11 protein-coding genes and 3 pseudogenes are annotated in these 20,113 nt (G+C 55.0%); 9 read left to right on the top strand and 5 right to left on the bottom strand.

Annotated elements, in window-relative coordinates:
• Positions 1–6: 6 nt before the first annotated feature.
• Together typA and HNEAP_RS01900 are read right to left on the bottom strand one after the other, a co-directional pair.
• Entirely contained in the window at positions 7–1,836 is a 1,830-nt protein-coding gene (gene typA / locus HNEAP_RS01905) for a translational GTPase TypA (RefSeq protein WP_133484701.1), read from the bottom strand.
• Between the two features lie 89 nt (positions 1,837–1,925).
• Positions 1,926–2,369: an HAD family hydrolase gene (locus tag HNEAP_RS01900; protein WP_012823275.1), complete on the bottom strand. Its 444-nt coding sequence runs from the start codon at positions 2,367–2,369 to the stop codon at positions 1,926–1,928.
• A gap of 188 nt (positions 2,370–2,557) precedes the next feature.
• Here HNEAP_RS01900 and dapF point away from each other — a divergent pair, with 188 nt between their 5' ends.
• A complete protein-coding gene (gene dapF, locus HNEAP_RS01895; RefSeq protein ID WP_012823274.1) occupies positions 2,558–3,403 on the top strand; it encodes a diaminopimelate epimerase in 846 nt (281 codons plus the stop codon).
• A 409-nt stretch (positions 3,404–3,812) separates the two neighbouring features.
• Positions 3,813–5,204 carry an OmpP1/FadL family transporter gene (locus tag HNEAP_RS01890; protein ID WP_012823273.1) on the top strand — a complete coding sequence of 464 codons (1,392 nt, stop codon included), beginning with the start codon at positions 3,813–3,815 and terminating at the stop codon, positions 5,202–5,204.
• Between the two features lie 265 nt (positions 5,205–5,469).
• On the opposite strand, the gene HNEAP_RS12450 is transcribed toward HNEAP_RS01890, so the two are convergent.
• Positions 5,470–5,742: a YkgJ family cysteine cluster protein gene (locus tag HNEAP_RS12450; protein WP_012823272.1), complete on the bottom strand. Its 273-nt coding sequence runs from the start codon at positions 5,740–5,742 to the stop codon at positions 5,470–5,472.
• Between the two features lie 1,021 nt (positions 5,743–6,763).
• On the opposite strand from HNEAP_RS12450, the gene HNEAP_RS01885 reads away from it, so the two are divergent.
• The 7 genes and pseudogenes from HNEAP_RS01885 (at position 6,764) to HNEAP_RS01850 (ending at position 18,100) form a co-directional block, all read left to right on the top strand.
• A complete protein-coding gene (locus HNEAP_RS01885; protein WP_041600330.1) occupies positions 6,764–7,213 on the top strand; it encodes a DUF302 domain-containing protein in 450 nt (149 codons plus the stop codon).
• A 155-nt stretch (positions 7,214–7,368) separates the two neighbouring features.
• Positions 7,369–7,827 (top strand): annotated as a pseudogene (locus HNEAP_RS12925) (transposase family protein); the annotation flags it as partial.
• Positions 7,727–8,161, top strand: coding sequence for a site-specific integrase (locus HNEAP_RS01870; RefSeq protein ID WP_133484700.1), 435 nt, complete (start codon positions 7,727–7,729; stop codon positions 8,159–8,161). The pseudogene HNEAP_RS12925 and the gene HNEAP_RS01870, both read left to right, overlap by 101 nt.
• Positions 8,162–8,250: 89 nt before the next feature.
• A complete protein-coding gene (locus tag HNEAP_RS01865; RefSeq protein WP_336433112.1) occupies positions 8,251–8,436 on the top strand; it encodes a type II toxin-antitoxin system RelE/ParE family toxin in 186 nt (61 codons plus the stop codon).
• The gene (locus HNEAP_RS01860; RefSeq protein ID WP_012823269.1) at positions 8,436–8,726 is read left to right on the top strand and encodes a HigA family addiction module antitoxin; all 291 of its coding nucleotides are present in this window, start codon (positions 8,436–8,438) and stop codon (positions 8,724–8,726) included. Before HNEAP_RS01865 ends, HNEAP_RS01860 begins: the two co-directional genes overlap by 1 nt.
• 323 nt (positions 8,727–9,049) lie before the next feature.
• Positions 9,050–10,807 (top strand): ShlB/FhaC/HecB family hemolysin secretion/activation protein, encoded by a 1,758-nt coding sequence (locus HNEAP_RS01855; protein WP_012823268.1) that lies wholly within the window; start codon positions 9,050–9,052, stop codon positions 10,805–10,807.
• Between the two features lie 27 nt (positions 10,808–10,834).
• Positions 10,835–18,100, top strand: a complete 7,266-nt coding sequence (locus tag HNEAP_RS01850) for a two-partner secretion domain-containing protein (RefSeq protein ID WP_012823267.1) — start codon at positions 10,835–10,837, stop codon at positions 18,098–18,100.
• 636 nt (positions 18,101–18,736) lie between these two features.
• Here the strand turns inward: HNEAP_RS01850 and tnpC (HNEAP_RS01840) are convergent.
• Positions 18,737–19,303, bottom strand: a pseudogene (gene tnpC / locus HNEAP_RS01840) (IS66 family transposase); the annotation flags it as partial.
• Positions 19,304–19,328: 25 nt separating this feature from the next.
• Positions 19,329–20,111, bottom strand: a pseudogene (gene tnpC, locus HNEAP_RS01835) (IS66 family transposase); the annotation flags it as partial.
• Positions 20,112–20,113: the final 2 nt, after the last annotated feature.

Genomic DNA, 20,113 nt, shown 5'->3' with positions numbered 1-20,113 from the left:
AGAGGCTTAGTCGCCACGGCCATAACGCTTGCGATCCAGCTCGGTCAGCCATTTCTTGCGAATACGAATCGAGGCCGGGGTCACTTCGACCAACTCGTCGTCGTCGATGAATTCCAGTGCCTGCTCCAGCGTGAATCGGATCGGCGGCACGAGCGTGAGGGCCTCATCCGTGCCGGAAGCACGCATATTGGTGAGCTTCTTACCCTTGAGGACGTTGACCGTCAGATCGTTATCGCGTGAATGAATACCCACGACCTGACCTTCGTACACTTCATCCCCGTGACCGATCATCATCTTGCCCCGATCCTGCAGGTTGTAGAGCGCATAAGACAGCGCCTTGCCGGTTTCATTGGCAATCAACACACCGTTGATGCGTTGACCCACGTTGCCCGGCTTGTATTCACCGTAATGATCAAACACGGAGAACAACAGACCGGTGCCTTGCGTGGCCGTCATGAATTCGGTTCTAAAACCAATCAGTCCACGCGAAGGAATGATGTATTCCAGACGCACACGGCCTTTGCCATCGGGTTCCATGTTCCGCAATTCCGCACGGCGGGTGCCCAGTTTTTCCATGACCGCGCCCTGATTCTGCTCTTCGATATCCACGACGAGCTGCTCGTAGGGCTCCTGCTTGACGCCATCGACTTCGCGAATGATGACTTCAGGGCGACCAACGCCCATCTCAAACCCTTCGCGGCGCATGTTTTCGATCAATACTGAAAGGTGCAATTCACCTCGGCCGGACACACGGAATTTGTCACCTTCCTCGGTATCCTCAACGCGCAGGGCGACGTTGTGCAGCAGTTCTTTGTGCAACCGGTCACGAATTTGACGACTGGTGATGAACTTGCCTTCTTTGCCCGCGAATGGCGAGGTATTAACGTTGAAGGACATGCTCACGGTCGGCTCGTCGACTGTCAGCGGCGGGAGCATTTCGACGTGTTCCGGATCGCAGATGGTGTCAGAAATAAACAGCGGGTCGAGACCGGAAAACACAATAATGTCGCCCGCCTGCGCGCTCGGCACTTCAATCCGCTCCAGACCATGGAAGCCCATGATCTGGAGGATTCGGCCCGAACGGATAGCACCCTCGCGATCAACGACCTTGACCTGTGTATTGGTTTTAATCCGTCCCCGCTGAATCTTGGCAATCCCCATGACACCCATATACGGGTTGTAGTCCAGGCTGGATACCTGCATTTGCAACGGGCCTTCCGCATCCACGTCCGGCGGTGCTACCGAATCGACAATGGTCTGATACAACGGGGTCATATCACCCTCGCGCACCGAGTCTTCCAATCCTGCGTACCCGTTGAGCGCTGAGGCATAGACAATCGGGAAATCGAGCTGCTCGTCGGAGGCACCCAAGCGGTCGAACAAATCGAACACCTGATCTACCACCCACTGCGGACGGCTGCCGGGGCGGTCAATCTTGTTGATGACAACAATCGGCTTTAAGCCGTGCTCGAAAGCTTTTTGCGTGACGAAACGGGTTTGTGGCATCGGGCCATCAACGGCGTCCACCAGCAGCAGCACGGAATCAACCATCGACAGCACGCGTTCCACTTCGCCACCGAAGTCGGCGTGGCCAGGCGTATCGACGATATTGATGCGGTATTCTTCACCGCTCGGGCTGGTCCAGCGGATGGCGGTGTTTTTCGCCAGAATGGTGATGCCGCGCTCTTTCTCGATCGCGTTGGAGTCCATCATCCGCTCACCGGTATCGGTACGGGCGTCCAGGGTACCGGATTGTTGCAGGAGCTTATCAACCAGGGTTGTTTTACCATGGTCAACGTGGGCAATAATGGCGATGTTACGCAAATGAGAAATCACAGGAGCATCCATAAATAAGGGATAAATTGGTGCGGCAGTATACCTGAACCCGAGTGTTTCTGGCAGCGTGGCTAGGTAAAATATTGGAATTATTCAAAGAACCGCGGGTCTTGCCAATCTATGTCGGCCAGGGAATCCACCCAGTATCCGTCAAGAACGGCCATCGTATGCGGGTCGCGCAGCACACCCACGGTGCGCAAGCCAGTACGACGCGCAAAGCTCATCAGCATGGGCGTACTGGTGATGAAAACAATCTGCTCTGGCGATACGGCCATCTCTTGCGCGAGATCAAGCCAGGTCTCCATCTGACGCCATTGGGGGAGTGGTCGATCAATAACCACGAATGTTTCATCAAAAACCGAAGACAGCCGTGAGCCGTACCGCCGCACGTCAGCCGTGATGCCAACCACCTTCAACTCTAACGCGCGCCACTGTTCAAACGCATCGAGCGCGTCCGGAAACAACACCAACTTATCATCTGGTTGAAAATCAAAGAGCGCCGCCAAATCAACCCATACCGCCTGAACGATCATTATCCGCCCCCATTTATTCGCCATATAATATGTATAGGGCACCTCGAAATAACCATGATTCGTCGTTCCCGCGAAAGCGGGAACCCAGAAAAATCAAGGTGCTGGATTCCCGCCTACGCGGGAAGGACGGGCTTTTCGAGCTTCCCTATAGAATTAAGCACATTAAACCCACTGCCGAAGAACAATACATGACAATCCACTTCACCAAAATGCACGGACTGGGCAACGATTTCATGGTCATCGACGCCATCAATCAAGCCATCGAGCTCAATCCAGAACAGATCAGGCAGTGGGCCAATCGGCATTTCGGCATCGGTTTCGATCAACTGTTGATCGTCGAGCCGCCCAAAACCGCCGACACATTGTTCACCTATCGCATATTCAATGCGGATGGCGGCGAGGTCGAGCAATGCGGCAATGGTGCGCGCTGCTTTGCCCGATATGTTTATGACAAAGGATTGACCACCGAGAAAGAAATCCCCGTTGGCACCGCCAGTGGCCGGATTGTGCTGCATATCAATGATTCAGGCGATGTCACCGTCGACATGGGGCGACCGATGTTCACTCCAACCAACATCCCCTTTATCACCGAATGCGAAGCCACAAGCTATCCATTAACACTTGATGACGGCAGTGAATGGGTCATTGACGCAGTTTCCATGGGCAATCCACACGCCGTGCTCGAGGTGGAAAACGTCGACACTGCCCCGGTCAGTCATCTCGGCCCGATGATCGAACACCATCGACAGTTTCCCAACCGGGTAAATGTGGGGTTTATGCAAATCGTCGATCGCCAACACATCCGGCTGCGTGTATTTGAGCGCGGCAGCGGCGAAACACTCGCCTGCGGAACCGGCGCCTGCGCAGCGGTTGTCAGCGGCATTCGTCGAAACCGGCTTGATTCTCCCTGCCTTGTCGACGTTCGCGGCGGAAGACTCTCTGTGGCATGGACGGGCAAAACCCAAGACTCGGTATTGATGACCGGCCCGGCTCAAAGCGTTTTTGAAGGCCAAATTACCCAAACCATCGCATGAACCCGGGCCGCACTATCTCTAAATACAGCATAAAAACAACACCAATTTTCAAAAAACAACACTCGCCCACCCAGCCCAAACCCAAGAGCAACAAACGAAAACACACCAAAAAGTTGAAAAAACCGAAACATAAGTTAATGAAAACAAATCACAAGGCAGCAACAAGCTAAATACTTATATAAATACATAAGCATTTACTAATACTCAACCCACTGATTTATTAATATTTTTTCGCGCACCCTCAATTTTCTTGAATTCACCCACTTTACATTTCTGTTACCTTACGCGGGCCTCGAAGCAACCCGTCATCAGAGTGTGGGCACCCGCGCAGCGGGGAAACGAGCAGATGTGCACCCAACCCAGATAAGGAAACGGGCGCAAAAACAATCAATCAGGAGACTGGATAAAAATGGTATTCAAACGTTCACTACTGGCCGCATCGGTTGCCGCCACCTTGATCGCCTCAGGCGCTGCACACGCGACTAATGGTTATTTTTCTCACGGTTTTGGCGTGAAAAGCATCGGCATGGGCGGCAGTGGCGTGGCCCTGCCGAACGACAGCGCGATGATCATCGCTACCAACCCGGCAGGTATTACCGAAACCGGCACACAAATCAACTTTGATATCTCCTGGTTTCATCCTGTTCGCGGTTATGACCAGACCGGCGTTCCTGCGTCGGGCGACAGCAACAGCAACAATTTCTACATTCCAGAACTGTCGGCCAGCTACCAACTCAATGACAACAGCGCATTGGGTATTGCCATTTACGGTAATGGTGGTTTGAACACTGATTACGAACCCAACGCGACCTCAATCGCAACCGGCCAGCCAGCGGGCGCATTTGCAACCGCACCCGGAACGGGTGGTGAAGGTGGTGTGAACCTGAAGCAAATGTTCATTGCACCCACCTACGCCCACAAATTCATGAACGGCAAGCTGTCCGTTGGCGCCACGCTGTTGTTTGCGCGTCAAACCATGCAAGTTAAGGGCCTGGATGGCTTTGGCGGCTTCTCAACCGACCCAACTCACTTGACCAGTAACAAGGTCTCAAGCTCAACAGGCTGGGGCGGTAAGATCGGTGTTCTTTATCACGCGACAGACGCCATCTCGCTGGGCGGCAGCTACCAGACAAAAATGCATATGAGCAAGTTCGATGATTATTCTGGCCTGTTTTCTGACGGCGGAAAATTCGACATCCCCTCAACATGGACAGTGGGCGGCGCGTTCAAAGTAGCGCCAACATGGACATTGACGGCTGACTTCCAGCGAATCAATTACGCCGATGTTGCAGCTATTGGCAATCCCTCAACCGGTTACTTGCTGGGTAACGGCATGCCGGGCAATGGTTGCGCCGGTGGCGACACTTCAAAATGCTTGGGTGGCTCAAATGGCGCTGGATTCGGCTGGAGCAACGTAAATGTGATCAAGATTGGTGCCCAGTGGCAAGCTACCCCAGCTTTGCAGCTACGCGCTGGTTTCAACCACGGAACCAACCCGGTTGGCTCTGAAGACGTAGTATTTAATGCCTTGGCACCTGGTGTGATGAAAAATCATTTCACCGCAGGCTTCACATACGCTATTGATAAACATCAGGAAATCAGTGGTGCGTTTATGTACGCCCCGAAAGTCACGGTAACTGGCTCCAACCCGATTCCATCCGCCCTCACCTATCAGGGCGCGCTGATGAGTGGAGCAACCCAGGCACAAGCTCAAGCAGCCGCGGGCAACGTTCCAGCTACTACTACTTCAATTCACATGAAGCAGTACGAAGCCACCATCGGTTATGCCTACAAGTTCTAATCGAATATCTATCGATTAAGAATGTTTACCGCCCTCACGGGGCGGAAACCAGCAAAAACCCCGCGCTCTTATCGAGGCGGGGTTTTTTATTACTTGCAAAAACTTCACCACAATTGATCCACCCCAATCTCAAGCCTAGCCCCTTTACGAAAAGCCACCGGTTAATTCCCACTGTACCGTTGAGAAAAGGGACGCCTTGCCATCACCCTACTCCCAATACAGATAAGTGCGAGCAAAGTCTCAGCAGATATCGTCTCCGGCTTGGCTAGGGCTTTGTGTCTTCTTCCAAGGAAGTCAGCCATTCAAGCGCCTGGGCTTGCGACACGCCACACATCTCAATATTCGGGCTTAATCCTGAACAGCATCGAGGTCGTTCTGGTTTGCCGAAAATAGCGCAACGAAAGTCATCAGTCAGTTGAACGCAAGCCACCCCCGCAGGTTTGCCGCGCTTCATGTCTGGAATTGGGCTGGAGATAGAAGGAGCAATACAACAAGCCCCGCACCCAGCACGACACTCAAAGGTATGAGGACTTGTCATTAGAAATACCTTGTTGATTACACTCGATATTGGAACATTAACAGAGAGACCTTGCCACGCTCATTATCAAATATGGCCGAGTGTAAAAAATATTAGGGGGCAAGAGTACAGGCAAATACCAGTTTGGCAATTACACAGGCCGTCACATCAACATGGGTGGAGCTGGCCTGCTATTGCAACCGCTCATCCTGCACAGATCAGTAGGTAAGCTCGAAAAACCAGTCATTCCCGCGTAGGCGGGAATCCAGCGCCTTGATTTTTCTGGGTTCGGAGATTGAACCATCACAATGAGACTAATGGGCTGTCAGGCTGGTTGATCGGTGTAAGGAAATAAACAGTTGATCTGACCAAACCTTCGAAGCGCAGTTGCTTCGATTATTTTAGTTGGAGAACATAATGAACACAGCAAACGCACACAACACACATTTACATCAATTCGCACTGTTAGCCACCGGTGGCTTGCTTTTGGCGCTAGCGGGGTGCTCGGCGGGGGCCGTGAGTGGCCCGCGCAGTAGCTGCAAGCCCAAAATGAGCACTTCGGGCCGTGGCCCTGCCGCAAAGCATGCCCATGAAAGGCGGATGCGGCCCGAAAGTTAATCCTTCCGCCCCGAAAAGCTGAAAACAGAGTTCTTCCGGTTTAGCTGGAGGCGCTGTTCTTGATGCAAAAGTGGGTGGTTTTCTTGGGAGCCTTTGCATGAATCGATGGTGCCTCTGGCTTGCGGGTTTGTCCACAATCAAGGCGCCGACTCGAAGATGGGCTCATTGCCCATCGAGAGGCGGCAACACCGAGTGCGAGCAAACCCGCAAGCCCCATCCAGGCAGGCCGCCAAGAGCCCATCTGCAGCGTTGCGGCACTTGAAAATGGCGACGGCCATTCCCTGCGCACCGCGCCTTGCATCTGGACACTTGGCGGACCCGCAGAGACAATATCGATTCGTGTAGAGACTCCCTAATACTGTGATTCATGCGAGCAGCGATATGAATTCTAAAGAAAAACCCCAGAGAAAAAACCAAGGAGCCAATGATGCGAGCCATTTTGTTTATATTTTTGTTTTTAAGTTTTTCGTCCAGCGCAATGGCTGATGAAGGCATGATCGAGCAAGCCAGCCCCTACTCAGTGACACAAACCATGCAACGACTCGAAATGGCCATCAGAAAAGGTGGGTTAACGATATTCGCGGTCATCGATCACGCCAAAGGTGCGGCTAAGGTCGGTCAGAAGTTGCGCCCGACTCAATTGATTATTTTCGGCAGCCCGAAGGGGGGCACGCCCTTGATGCAGTGCAACCAAACAGCGGGGATTGATCTGCCTTTGAAAATTCTGGTGTGGGAAAACGCGCAAGGCAAGGTCATGTTGGGGTACAACGACCCGGTGTGGATAGCCAAACGCCACAATGTACCCGACTGCGCCGTGGCGCCCAAATTGCACAAAAACATGGCCAAGCTCGTGCAAAAGGCGCTCGAACAATGAGGTAAATACCATGCACACGCACACTGTGTAACGCAAAATTAGTACCGGCTGCTTTCTTTGTTGATCACACAGAACAAGACACTGTGCTTACGACGTTCCCTCGAATTCGAGTAGCACTGGCATTTAGAGTTCAATCCCATTAGGCAAAGAAATTGGACGTGAAGCGGCTCAAGGCGCCGGAGTCGGAAAACACTCGACTGAAGAAACTGCTCGCCGAGGCGGTGCTGGAGAACGAAATGACGAAGGAAGTCCTTCGAAAAAAGTGATGACCGCACCGGCGCGCCGGGAGGTGGTGCGGCTCATGAAACAGAGCGGCATGAGCGAAAGACATGCGCTGCGGGTCGTCGGCATGAGTGTCTCGGCCTTGCACTACGAGCCTAGGCCGGACAGCGAGAGTCAATCACAAGCGCGTGGAGCGCCTGTACGCACAGGAGAATCTGCAGGTGCGCCGACGCCGGAGCAAGAAGATCCCACCGGTGGATCGATAGCCGCTGTTCCGGCCTGTTGCGGCCAATGAGGTTTGGTCAATGGACTTCGTCTTCGACCGTATCGCCTCGGGTCGTGCGCTCAAGTGCCTGGCGATTGTGGATTATTCCCGCGCAGCGCATGAAAGCCAAAGAGGAACACCGCATTCCCTTGATTGATGCCGCCATCAACATCCTCAAAACCCAACCCCGTATTGTCGGCAACGATCATTTGTTCTTCGGCCAGAGCAAACAACGAAACGGGTTATCCAATATGGCCATGCTCTTGCTGCTCAAGGACGATAAAGCATCCGGTGGCTTGGGCTACCCTCAAGCTACCGTGCATGGCTTTCGCTCCGCGTTCCGTGATTGGGCTGGGGAGACCACCCAGCACCGCCGCAAAGAGTGCTTGATGAAGAGCGCGGGGAAATCATCCATGTTGCGCGCAACGCAACGCAACGCAGTGACATACTCGCCCCCATGATTCGCTCCATCCGGCACAAAGGGCAGAAAAAGTTCTACGACAACGGCACGACGGCTGGAATTCAAGCCAGTCACAGCGAATGATTACGCTTGCAACTGGCCGCTTTGGATACCGCCTACGCCATTGAGGACATGGATATCACCGGTTTTCAACTCCACCCTCTCAAGGGGACACTGAAGGGGCTCTGGGCAATATCGGTTAATGGTAACTGGCGATTAACCTTCGAATTCAAAGCGGGCGATGTTTACTTACTCGATTACGAGGATTATCACTGATGACCGTGCACAACCAACCGCATCCCGGTGCGTTTATCCGGCAGATTTATCTTGAACCCCACCAGTTGAGTGTCCGGGCGTTAGCCGAGAGCTTGGGCGTTGCACCCTCAACCGTCACCCGAATCATCAACGGCCACAGCGCCATCAGCCCAGAAATGGCACTTCGCCTCGCAAAAGCATTAGGGCGATCCGCCGAAAGCTGGCTGGCCATGCAGCATAACTATGATTTGTGGCAAGCCAAGCAAATCACGGATTTGATACGGGTTAAATCCATTGAGTTTGCGGCGTGAGTTGGGGGGTGATCGACACCCTCAAAGTGAGAGGCGCGCAAGACGGCTCGTAGCAATATGGAAATATCTGATCGAATTTTTACCGCGATGTTCGGCAAGTTGAATTCTGGTTTCCCTGTGTTTCCCTGTGTTGGTCCAAATCGATAGGATCGGCTAAGCAATGAGCTCGTTCCAGCTTCGCGCTTAGATGTGGGCGCGCAAATCAAGCGAACTGTTGAATGCGAACCGGAAAACAGGCAGACATATTTGATACCATTGAGCGGTTTAGATGCTCGCCATGATCCATGTTAGTATGTGGCCAAATTCTCAAGGATCAGGATTACATGTTTCAGCCAACGGATGGCTTGTCTCTGCATCAACAGAGTCGGCAACCTTTTGATGTTTTTATGCGCAGGGTATTTCTTTGCGCGCTGTTTTCGCTGCTTTGGGGTGCTTCTGGAGCTTGGGCTCAACCACCTGTTGCTTCCTCATCGGTGCAACAGGAGTTGCTTCAGCAGCAGCGCCAACGTGCTCTGGAGCAAGGTCAGCAAGCAACACCAGATGTTCGCTTGCAAAAAGGACTCGCTAAACTGCCGAGCACTCTGCCGAAACATGAAACGCCGTGCGTCTTCATCAACCAAGTCACGCTTGGTGGCGAAGGTGCCGGTCAATTTTCATGGGCAATAAAGACGGCCAGTCGGGCTCTTGGTGGCATCAAAGGACGCTGCATTGGTACCAACGGCATTCAGATTCTGGTCAAACAGGTTCAGAACGCCATTCTCGCTCGTGGATTCATCACCACGCGGGTACTGGTAACCCAGCAAAATCTAAACGACCATAAACTGACTTTGACTATCATCCCCGGCCGAATTGGTGCCATACGGTTGGCCAAAGGCAGCAATCCGCGCGGTACCCTCTGGAATGCCTTTCCTGCAAAGCCCGGCGATCTACTTAATCTGCGCGATCTCGAGCAGGGGCTTGAAAACCTCCAGCGCCTTCCTACGGCCTCCACGCATATCAATATCAAGCCCGGCGAACAGCCCGGCACCAGTGACATTGTGACGGATTGGCAACAGCGCTTTCCGTTTCGTCTGAGCATGTGGGTCGATGATGCGGGCAGTGAAGCGACGGGGCACTACGAAGGCACGGTGGTGCTCTCCTACGACGATTGGTTCACCTTAAACGATCTGTTTTATGCGAGCTTTACGCGCGACCTCGGGCTAGATAATGGCCGTAATAAAAGGGGCACCCAGTCCTACACCTTTCATTATTCTGTGCCGTATGGCTATTGGTTGCTCGGCTTTACGACCAACCGGTTCCGGTACTACCAAACGGTTGCTGGCATCAATCAGGATTACCGGTACAGCGGCACCGGAACGCGACAGGATCTGAAATTGTCGCGGATCATTCACCGCAATGCGCATGGTAAAACACGCGTTAGTCTGGACGCCTACCTACAGACTTATGGCAATGCCATCGATGATACGACCATCGAAGTGCAGCAACGCAGAATGGCTGGTTACATTTTCGACATACATCAGCGCCAGTTCATTGGCCGGGCGACTCTGGATATGGATGTCGGGTACCGCTGGGGTACCGGCGCACTGGGTGCCGAACCCGCACCGGAGGAAGCCTATGGTGGAGGCACATCACGTCCACATATTGCTTCGGCATCAATCCAGTTCAATACGCCTTTTTCTGCCCTCGGACAATCCTGGCGGTACCAGGGCGAATTACGCGGACAATACAACTACACGCCACTGATTCCTCAAGACCGCTTTGCCATTGGTGGTCGTTATACCGTCCGCGGCTTTAGTGGCGAGCAAGTCCTCTCAAGTGAGCGTGGGCTCATCTTCCGTAACGATTTGGGCATTGTGATCGCAGGCAACAACGAACTTTACCTCGGTCTTGATTATGGTCAGGTTGGTGGTTCATCGGCGCAACAGTTGCTGGGTACCCGACTGGCCGGTGGCGTCATCGGAATCCGAGGCGCCTATAAATTACTCAACTACGACGTTTTTGCTGGCCACGCTATCGCCAAACCTGATGGTTTCCCGGCCAAAGGCATCACCGCTGGATTTAACATCGGTTGGACGATCTGATCTATCGATATTGCAAGGATGCACTCCATGAAGATTGAACAGAAATGCAACTCAATCGCTCGCACCGCCCAACAACGCCAGAGTGTCCCGGCAGTGGCGCCCATTGGCTACAGAGTGCTGGTCTTCCTGCTAAGTGCAATCATACCGCCCAGTGCCAACGCATCAGGGATTGCAGCAGATCATCAAGCGCCTGCCTACCAGCAGCCCACCATTCAGGTCACTGCGAACGGCACACCGGAAGCCAACATCCAAACACCCGGTGTGGATGGCGTTTCCCATAACGTATACAAACAGTTCGACGTGGGATCAAAAGGGGTCATCCTCAATAACGCCCGTACCAATGCCCAAACACAACTCGGTGGCTGGATTCAGGGTAACCCGAATCTAGCGAATGGTTCGGCGCGGGTCATTCTCAATGAGGTCAATAGCAGTCAGCCCAGTCAATTGAATGGCTACGTCGAAATCGGTGGCCAACGGGCCGAACTCGTCATTGCCAACCCTTCGGGTATCAATGTTGATGGCGGTGGGTTCATCAATGCCAGTCGCGCCACACTGACCACCGGCAAACCCGTATTCCAGAATGGCACTCTGGCCGGTTATCAGGTCTCCAACGGTAGCATCAACATCAATGGCGCAGGTTTGGACGCCAGTTCGACCGATTACACCGACATCCTGGCTCGAGCCATCAATGTCAATGCTGGCATCTGGGCAAATCAGCTCAAACTGGTCACCGGCAGCAACGACATCAGTCCAGACGGGACTCAGATCACGCCCACGTCTGGTGATGCAAATAAACCCGGTTTCGGCATCGACGTTGCTCAACTGGGAGGCATGTACGCGGGCAAAATCACCCTGATCGGCACTGAAGCCGGCGTGGGTGTCCGCAACGCCGGACAAATCGGCGCCAGCGATAACCTGGTTCTAAATGCCAATGGCGAACTGACGAACAGCGGGCAGATCACCAGTCAGGGCACCACCACCGCCCAGACCAACGTCATCGACAACAGCGGCACGATTTACGCTCAGGACAATGCGCAATTGAACGCTAATGGTGACATCACCAACAGTGGCCGCATCCTGGCTCAAGGAAACTTGGGACTCGATGCCGCCACCGACGTGGTCAACCTCGACGGCGCCATCCTCGGCGCCGGCGTCCAGCCCGACGGCAGTCTGGGCGGCGCCCGAAACCTCACCATCGCTTCTGGACAGAATGCGCGCCTTCAGGGCAAGAACCTCGCCTCAGGCAACCTGACGGCAAAAGGAAACACTGTCGACCTGAGCCATAGCCAGACACAAGCCGACAGCATCACTCTGACGGCAACTCACGGTGATATTGATGCATCGAGCGCCACTATCACTGCGCAACACCAACTCCAAGCCAACGCCAGCGGTTCGTTCATCAACGATCAAGCGCAAACCGCCGCAGGCACGCTCCAACTGAAAGCCGCGAATCTCAGCAATCTCGATGGCCTGATTCTGCTGGGCGATTCGTCCGGTGCCAGTGATATAACCCTGAGCAACTTGTTCGACAACCGCGGTGGCTTGCTGCACACAACTGGGGAGATGCAGATCACTGCAAACCAAGTGGATAACCGTAACACGACCCAGTCTGCACAAGGCATTCAGGGTAACGACGTCACCATCACCGCTGATCGCATCAATAATGGTTCCGGGCACATCCTGGCTAACCAGAACATCCAGTTGAACAGCGCAGGCCAGATCGACAACAGCCAAGGTCTCGTCTCCGCCGGCGGCAATCTGAGCGCTCAGGACGGCCAGGCTACGCGGTCCCTCGCCATTACCAACACGCAAGGTACCTTCGTTGCCGGTCAGAACCTTGCTGTGACCAGCGCTACCTTGAGTGGTGACGGCCAACTGTATGCGCAACAGGACATCCACCTCCTGTTGGACGGTGGCTTCGACAATAGTGGCACCCTCATCGCTAACCACGACACCGATCTTAATATCGGTGGCATCCTTACCAACAGCGGCACGCTGCAGGCCGGCAACACCCTTACCGCTCACGCCGGCACTATCGATAACCAAGCAAGTGGGCAAATCAGCGCAGCAGAAGACCGTATCAACGCCACGGGCAAACTCACCAACCGTGGTCTGATCGATGGCGGAACGACTCGTCTACAGGCGAACACCATCGACAACCTCGGTACCGGCAGGATCTACGGCGACCACATCGCCATTGGGGCCAACGACCTGACCAATGAAAATGAAAACGGTACTGCTGGTACCATCGCTGCGCGCAACCGGCTCGACATCGGGGTGCAGACACTCGAAAACAAGGAACATGCCCTGATTTACAGCGCCGGTGACATGAGCATCGGCGGCGCACTGGATGCCAACGATCAAGCTACCGGCCAGGCGGTGCACCTCACCAACAGCAGTGCGACCATTGACGCCGATGGCCAGATTCAGCTCAGCGCGCAAACCATCGACAATTTGAATGCGCACCTTGTCACCAGTCAGGTCGATGACGCAACCGTTACCCACGAGTATGTTCAACCACGCGGGCAATCTCAGCTTTTCGACATCAGCGCATGCTCAGGTATTGGCGGGGGGCAAGATAAGAACAGCTGCAATGGCTATCCTGGCACCTTCGAGGACTATACGCTCTTCATTGTCCACAGCACGCCTTCGCACACTATTGTGGTGTCATCTGACCCCGGGAAAATCCAGGCCGGTGGCGACATCGTCATCAATGGCGCGCTCAACAATCGTGACAGCGCTGTTATTGCAGGCGGTGACCTGGTGGCTTCCCAACCGGTCAGCAACACAGCAACCAAAGGGCAAGACATCACCCGTTCCACGGGGACAGCCGAGCTAACCACCGTGGAGAGTTGCGGTCTGTTCGGCAGTGACCACTGCCGGGAATGGCATGGTCAATCCGCCTACAACCCCGCCCCGGTCTACGGTACGCCTTACGATCTCCCCACGCTGACCTATCAAACCCACACATTGATAGGCGGCACCGCGCCAACTATCGGTAACCGCTCGGCGACCGGTACGAGTCAGCCCGTCAGCCAGCCGATCAATACCTCTGGCGGTTACGCCTGGACTCAGCCCAATATCACGCTGCGCAGCAGCAGTCTGTTCCAGGTACACGACGACAATGGCAACCATCCGCTGATTGAGACCGATCCACGCTTTGCCGATTATCGGCAATGGCTCAGCTCTGACTACATGATCAGCGCCTTGTCATTACAGCCGGACAGCCTGCTCAAGCGACTCGGCGACGGTTACTACGAACAGAAGTTGGTGCAAGATCAGGTTGCAGAACTCACCGGTCGCCGATTCCTCACCGGCTACAGCAGTGATGAAGCCCAATTCCAGGCCCTGATGAATGCGGGTGTAACCTATGCTAAGCAATGGCACCTCATTCCCGGCGTCGCCCTGACCGCCGCACAGGTAGCACAACTTTCCAGCGACATGGTCTGGCTGGTCGCCAAGGACGTGCAACTGCCCAACGGTAAAACCGAACGCGTTCTGGTGCCACAGGTCTACGCGGCCTCCAACCCGAACGACCCCGGTAGTAACGGCAGCCTCATCAGCGCCAACCGCATTCAAACCCTGGGCCAAGGCACATGGACCAACAGCGGCACCATCGCCGGTCGCCAACTCGTGGCTGTGGGTGCTGATGACATCAATAACCTCGGTGGCAGGATCCTCGGCCAATCCGTATCGCTGTCTGCCCGCAATGACATCAATAACATTGGCGGCAGTATTGTCGCGGGCGATGCCCTCAGTTTGAATGCCGGACGCGACATCAATATCGTTTCCACTCACCAACACGTCAGCAATACGGTGGGCGCCAGCCAGTTCAGCCGCGATAGCATTTTGCAAACTGCCCAACTCAAGGTTCGCAACACCGACGGCATGTTACTCGCCTCGGCCGGACGCGACTTGGTGCTGACCGCCGCCAACGTTGATAACGCCGGTACCGGTACAACTGGATCAGAAGGCCCTGCTACTCAACTGCAAGCGGGCCACGATATTCGGCTCACCACCCTGACTACCGGTCAGGAAAACCGCGTCGTTTGGGATGCCGACAATCACGATACCCATGGCAACCAACAAGACGTCGGCACCCGCATCCACAGTGCGGGCGATCTCGCCATGATCGCGGGGAACGACATTCAGGCCAAGGCCGCCGGAATCCATAGCGATAACGGCACCTTGAACCTGCAAGCCGGTCACGACATTCAACTGACAGATGGCCAGAGCAGCACCCTCTGGGATGAAGCGCACAAGCTCAGCAGCAGTGGCCTATTCTCCAGCAGCACGAGCATCTCACGTGACAATGTCAGCGACAGCCGCAGCGTCGCCACCAAACTGAGCGGCCAGAGCGTGCAGCTCTCCGCCAACCACGACATCGCCCTTCAAGGCAGCCAAATCGATGCAAACGGTAACATCGCCCTGCTCGCAGGTGACAACATCTCCCTGTTGGCTGGTCGTAATCAGCACAGCGAAAGCCACTATCGCGAAGAACGCAAATCCGGCTTTACCACCAAGGGTTATGGCAAATCCCACACAATCGATACCGTGGACATGGCCTCCCTCCTAAACGATGGCAGTAGCCTGCACAGCACTCAAGGCAACATCACACTAGCAGCGAATCTGGCTGAACAAAACCAGGCCGATCAAGGTGCCGTGCTGATCGAAGGCAGCCAGGTCCACGCCGACCACGGACGGGTGGATGTCAGCGGCAAGCACGTTATTCTCTCCACCAGCGAAGACCAACAGCAATACAGCCACAGCCATCAAAGCACCCACAGTAACTGGGCTTTTATCACCGGCCTGCCTGATGGCATGCGCGATGGACTCGACACCCAGCAACAAACCATCACCGTCAACGGCAGCACTCTGCAGGGGCAGAACGGTGTGGGTGTACAGGCCACCGGCCTGGTGGACATGACCGCCGCCCACCTCAAGGCCAGCCAGGGCGACATCGACATCAGCGGTGCTCAGGTCGCCATTCGCAGCGGCACCAATCAACAAGCCAGCAGCAGCCGTGAAACACACAAGAAATCCGGCATCAGTTGGCGTGATCTGACCGGCCTGTTCACACCCGGCAAGGGCGTGGGCTATGACGCCACCCTCGACAAGAAAAGCAGTAAAACCACCGTGGCCCATGCCACGCTGGAAGGTCAAAACATCCACATCCAGGCCAACCAAGGCGACCTCACCCTCGCAGCCGTTCAGGCCAAGGCCACCGGCACTTCTGAACCATCGGACGGATCGGACGGGCCGGTTCATTCGCCTGGGCAAATAAGCCTCAAGGCCGCAGGCAATATCAATCTCGCCAGCGTCAGTACCGAAAGCTACCAGCGGACCGATGAGAAGCATAAAGATAAAGCCTGGCAGGAAACCCACGGTGAAGGCAATTACGATCAGCAAACCCACTACAACCAACTAACCGCCGGACAGCTCGATCTTCAGGCCGGTGGCAGCATCACCGCCGACATGAGCGTGCGTGACAGCGCCGCCATGCTGGCCCAGTCACCCGACATGGCCTGGCTGCGCCAGTTGCAACAGAATCCGAAACTGGTCGGCAAGGTCGATTGGCAACAGATCGAAGAAGCCCATCAACATTGGGACTATAAACACCAGGGCCTGACCCCGGCGGCATCCGCCGTCGTGGCCCTGGTTGTTGCGTACTTCACGATGGGTGCCGGTTCGGCCATCGTCAATACGGCTGCTGGATCCACTACGGCTGCAGCCAGTGGCGCCGGTGCCGTCGCGGCAGGCATGACCCAGGCTGCGGTCAGCACCATGGCCAGCCAAGCGGCCGTCAGCTTCATCAATAACGGTGGTGACCTCAGCAAGACCCTGAACGATCTGGGCAGCAGCCAGAGCATGCGCCAACTGGCCACAGCCGTTGTCACCGCCGGGGTGCTTAGCAGTATTGGTCAAGTCACCTTCGGCGAAGGCAAGAATGCCTTCCGGCTGAACGATGTCAAGGTAAGCGATGGCCTGGTACCGAACATCGGCAAAAACCTGATCGACGGCGTTGCCCGAGCCACCGTCAACAGCGCCATCACCGGCACCGACCTTCAAACCAATATCCGCACCAATGTGGTGGCTGGCATCCTGGGTGCCGCCGAACAACAAGGTGCTAATTGGATCGGCAACCAGACCCTGCTGGGCGGGGACTTCAACACCAACGGCAACGTCAACGAATTCGCCCATGAATTCGCCCATGCCATCGTCGGTTGTGCCGCAGGAGTGGCCGGTGCCAGTGCATCGGGCAGTGGTACCAGTACCGGTCAAGGTTGTAGTGCTGGAGCCTTGGGTGCCGTGGTGGGTGAACTATCCGCCCAATTCTATGGCGGTACCGATCCGAACCAGACCATCGCCTTCGCCCAGATGATGGGCGGCATCGCCGCTGCTGCGGCGGGGCTTGGTTCCGAAGGCGTTGCCATCGCCGCCAATACCGGTGCCAATGCGGCGCAGAACAACTACATGGCGCATTACGACACGTATGAAGCGGATCTGAAGGACTGTCAGCAGAATCCGGGCGGTGTGAACTGCGGTGCCATCTTAAGTTTGACCGAAGGTACGAACGCTCGTTATCTCGGTATGACCCAAGGCGGTTATCGGGTTGCGGCCAACATGGGTAAAGACGGCGCTGCAAGCTATACCGTCGTTAGCCCCAATGGCGAAATGATGGTGATGCAGCCAACCGAATGGGCCTACTTCTCCCAGATGACATCCGGACAGCAGGCGACGATATTTGCCGGATCACAATGGCAACTGGACCTGACTTCGGCAACCGAGTATGGTTTGGCAGGCGACACGACAGCCGCCATGGCAAACTATGCGCACATGCTGACCCAACCGGATTACTGGATTGGCATGGGGGCCGCGTTGATACCTACTAGCGTACTGGGACGAACTGCCGGCATGACCAACCAGCTAGCAACCGGAACGAACAAGGCAATGTTCTGGTCCGGCCTTGGCCGGGGTGGCGACAAAATTGCCGCAAGAGCTGCCGCTCAACAAGGAAAAATGACTCTTGAATCTACGCTTGCCGCTCGCGGTATCAAATTACCAAAATGGGACCCAGACAATCCGGAAGTAGTATCAGCCTGGAGACAGGCTTCCCACGATTTTGCGGCGGGCGCAAGGGGAAATGTGCGAGTGTTACAAGGTGACGTTTTACGGGGGAACTCAGTCTGGGCAGAAGTTGAATTCCCAGCACTGAAAGCAAATCCCACTGTGAAATCTATTACCTCAATAGATGCCGCAACGGGTAAAGAGGTATTGCTGTGGTCAAGATAGACGACTGGAATGACCCGAAACTTATGGAAGCAATTCTAATCTGGACTGGCTATGGCGATAGCATGTCTCCGCGTCGCGACAGCTCCATGGTTGTGCAGCGATTTGGCTCGGAAGCTACCAAGTGGATTAGCTTGATTGAACTTCTAGAGGACGAATTCTACGAATCCAAGGCAAATTTTGAGTCTGCGAATATGCAAGAAATGTCGGCAATGGTGATAGCGGATTTCAGGAAAAAGTATCCAGAAGTGCCTGACGAAATTACAAAGGCACTTGCGTGGTGCTATACGTTCGACAATAGATAGCTCACGCATCACGGGTCATAGAATATCAAGTGCTACATTCGCCATGCAGACAGTACTAACCACGCGACACTTGAATCAGCAGGCAGGATAATTGGGGTCAGAGTAAAATTTATGTACCAGAGACTTGATCCCCTCCAAGGAAGGAGGTTCGAACATGGCAAGTCAGGTCGATGACGCAACCGTTACCCACGAGTATGTTCAACCACGCGGGCAATCTCAGCTTTTCGACATCAGCGCATGCTCAGGTATTGGCGGGGGGCAAGATAAGAACAGCTGCAATGGCTATCCTGGCACCGTAAGCGTCCAGCCGCCCCACCTACCCAACTTGGGTCGTTTATGCCTTCTGCCTGATGGGCAGTAGTTCATCAATGCGGCTATTAGGCCAGGTGGGTAGTTTTTCTAGGGTGTCTTTCAACCAGGCCGCCGGTTCAATGCCATTGAGCTTGGCGGTGGCAAACAGGCTCTGAATCGCCGCCGCACGTTTGCCCGCCCGCTCACTTCCGGCAAATAGCCAGTTCTTCTTGCCAAGCGCAATGGGGCGAATGGCATTTTCTACCGGGTTATTGTCAATCGGCAGATGACCCGTTTCGGCGTAGCGGCTCAATGCTGGCCAGCGTTTCAAGGTGTAGTCAATCGCCTTGGCCAATGCGCCACCGTTGGCAACACGGGGTCGGAGCTCGATGAGCCATTGATGCATGTCCTGCAACTGCGGCAGGCTGTGTCGAGCACGGTGTTGCATCCGCTCAGGAATGTTCATGTCACGCGCATCTTCTTCGCAGGCGTACAGTTTGGCAATCCGTGCCAATGCCTCCTGCGCCACCGGATGTTGGCCTGCCTTGTGCAGATCAAAGAACTTACGCCGGGCATGTGCCCAGCAGCCCAGCTCGGTAAGCGTCCAGCCGCCCCACCTATGAAACTCGGGTTGTTTATGTTTGCGGTTTGAGCGGTAACAATTCGTCGATGCGGCTATTGGGCCAGGTAGGCAGTTTTTCTAGGGTGTTTTTCAGCCATGCGTGTGGGTCAAGGCCGTTGAGTTTGGCTGTGCCGATCAGGGTTTGAATGGCCGCCGCTCTTTTGCCTGCCCGCTCGCTACCGGCAAACAGCCAGTTCTTTTTGCCCACCGCAATCGGCCGAATGGTGTTTTCCACTGGGTTGTTGTCAATCGGCAGGTGACCGGTTTCGGCGTAGCGGATCAATGCCGGCCAGCGTTTGATGGTGTAGTCCATGGCCCTGGCTGTGCCACTGCCCGGCGCCACGCTCTTGCGGGTGGTGGTGAGCCAGTGATTGAATTCGTCCAGTGCGCCCCGGGCTTGCTGGCGCAGGGTTTGTCTTTCACCCAAGGAAGCCGCCGTGGCTTCCGACTCCAGGGCATACAAACGGGCAATGTATCTCAGTGCGGTTTCTGCAATGGGGCTCTGGTTGGCCTGGTGCAATTCATAGAACTTGCGCCTGGCATGCGCCCAGCAGGCCAGCTCGGTAATCCCCCGCTCGGCAAACAGATGCTTGTAGCCACTGTAGTCATCCACCATCAGATGACCGTTCCAGTGCCCGAGGAAACTATCGGCATGTTTACCTGCCCGGCTGGTCTGGTAGTCGAATACCACAATGGGAGGACCTCGATCCCAATCATTGCTGCGCCAGGTCCACAGGTAGGCTCGTCTGGTTTTGCCGGCACCGGGATCCAGTTGGGCAACCGGGGTTTCATCGGCAC

Origin of the sequence: Halothiobacillus neapolitanus c2 (genome assembly GCF_000024765.1) — a bacterium.
GTDB classification, from domain to species: domain Bacteria; phylum Pseudomonadota; class Gammaproteobacteria; order Halothiobacillales; family Halothiobacillaceae; genus Halothiobacillus; species Halothiobacillus neapolitanus.
The sequence above is the reverse complement of the archived record's forward strand: the minus strand, read 5'-3'. Positions and strand labels throughout refer to the sequence as shown.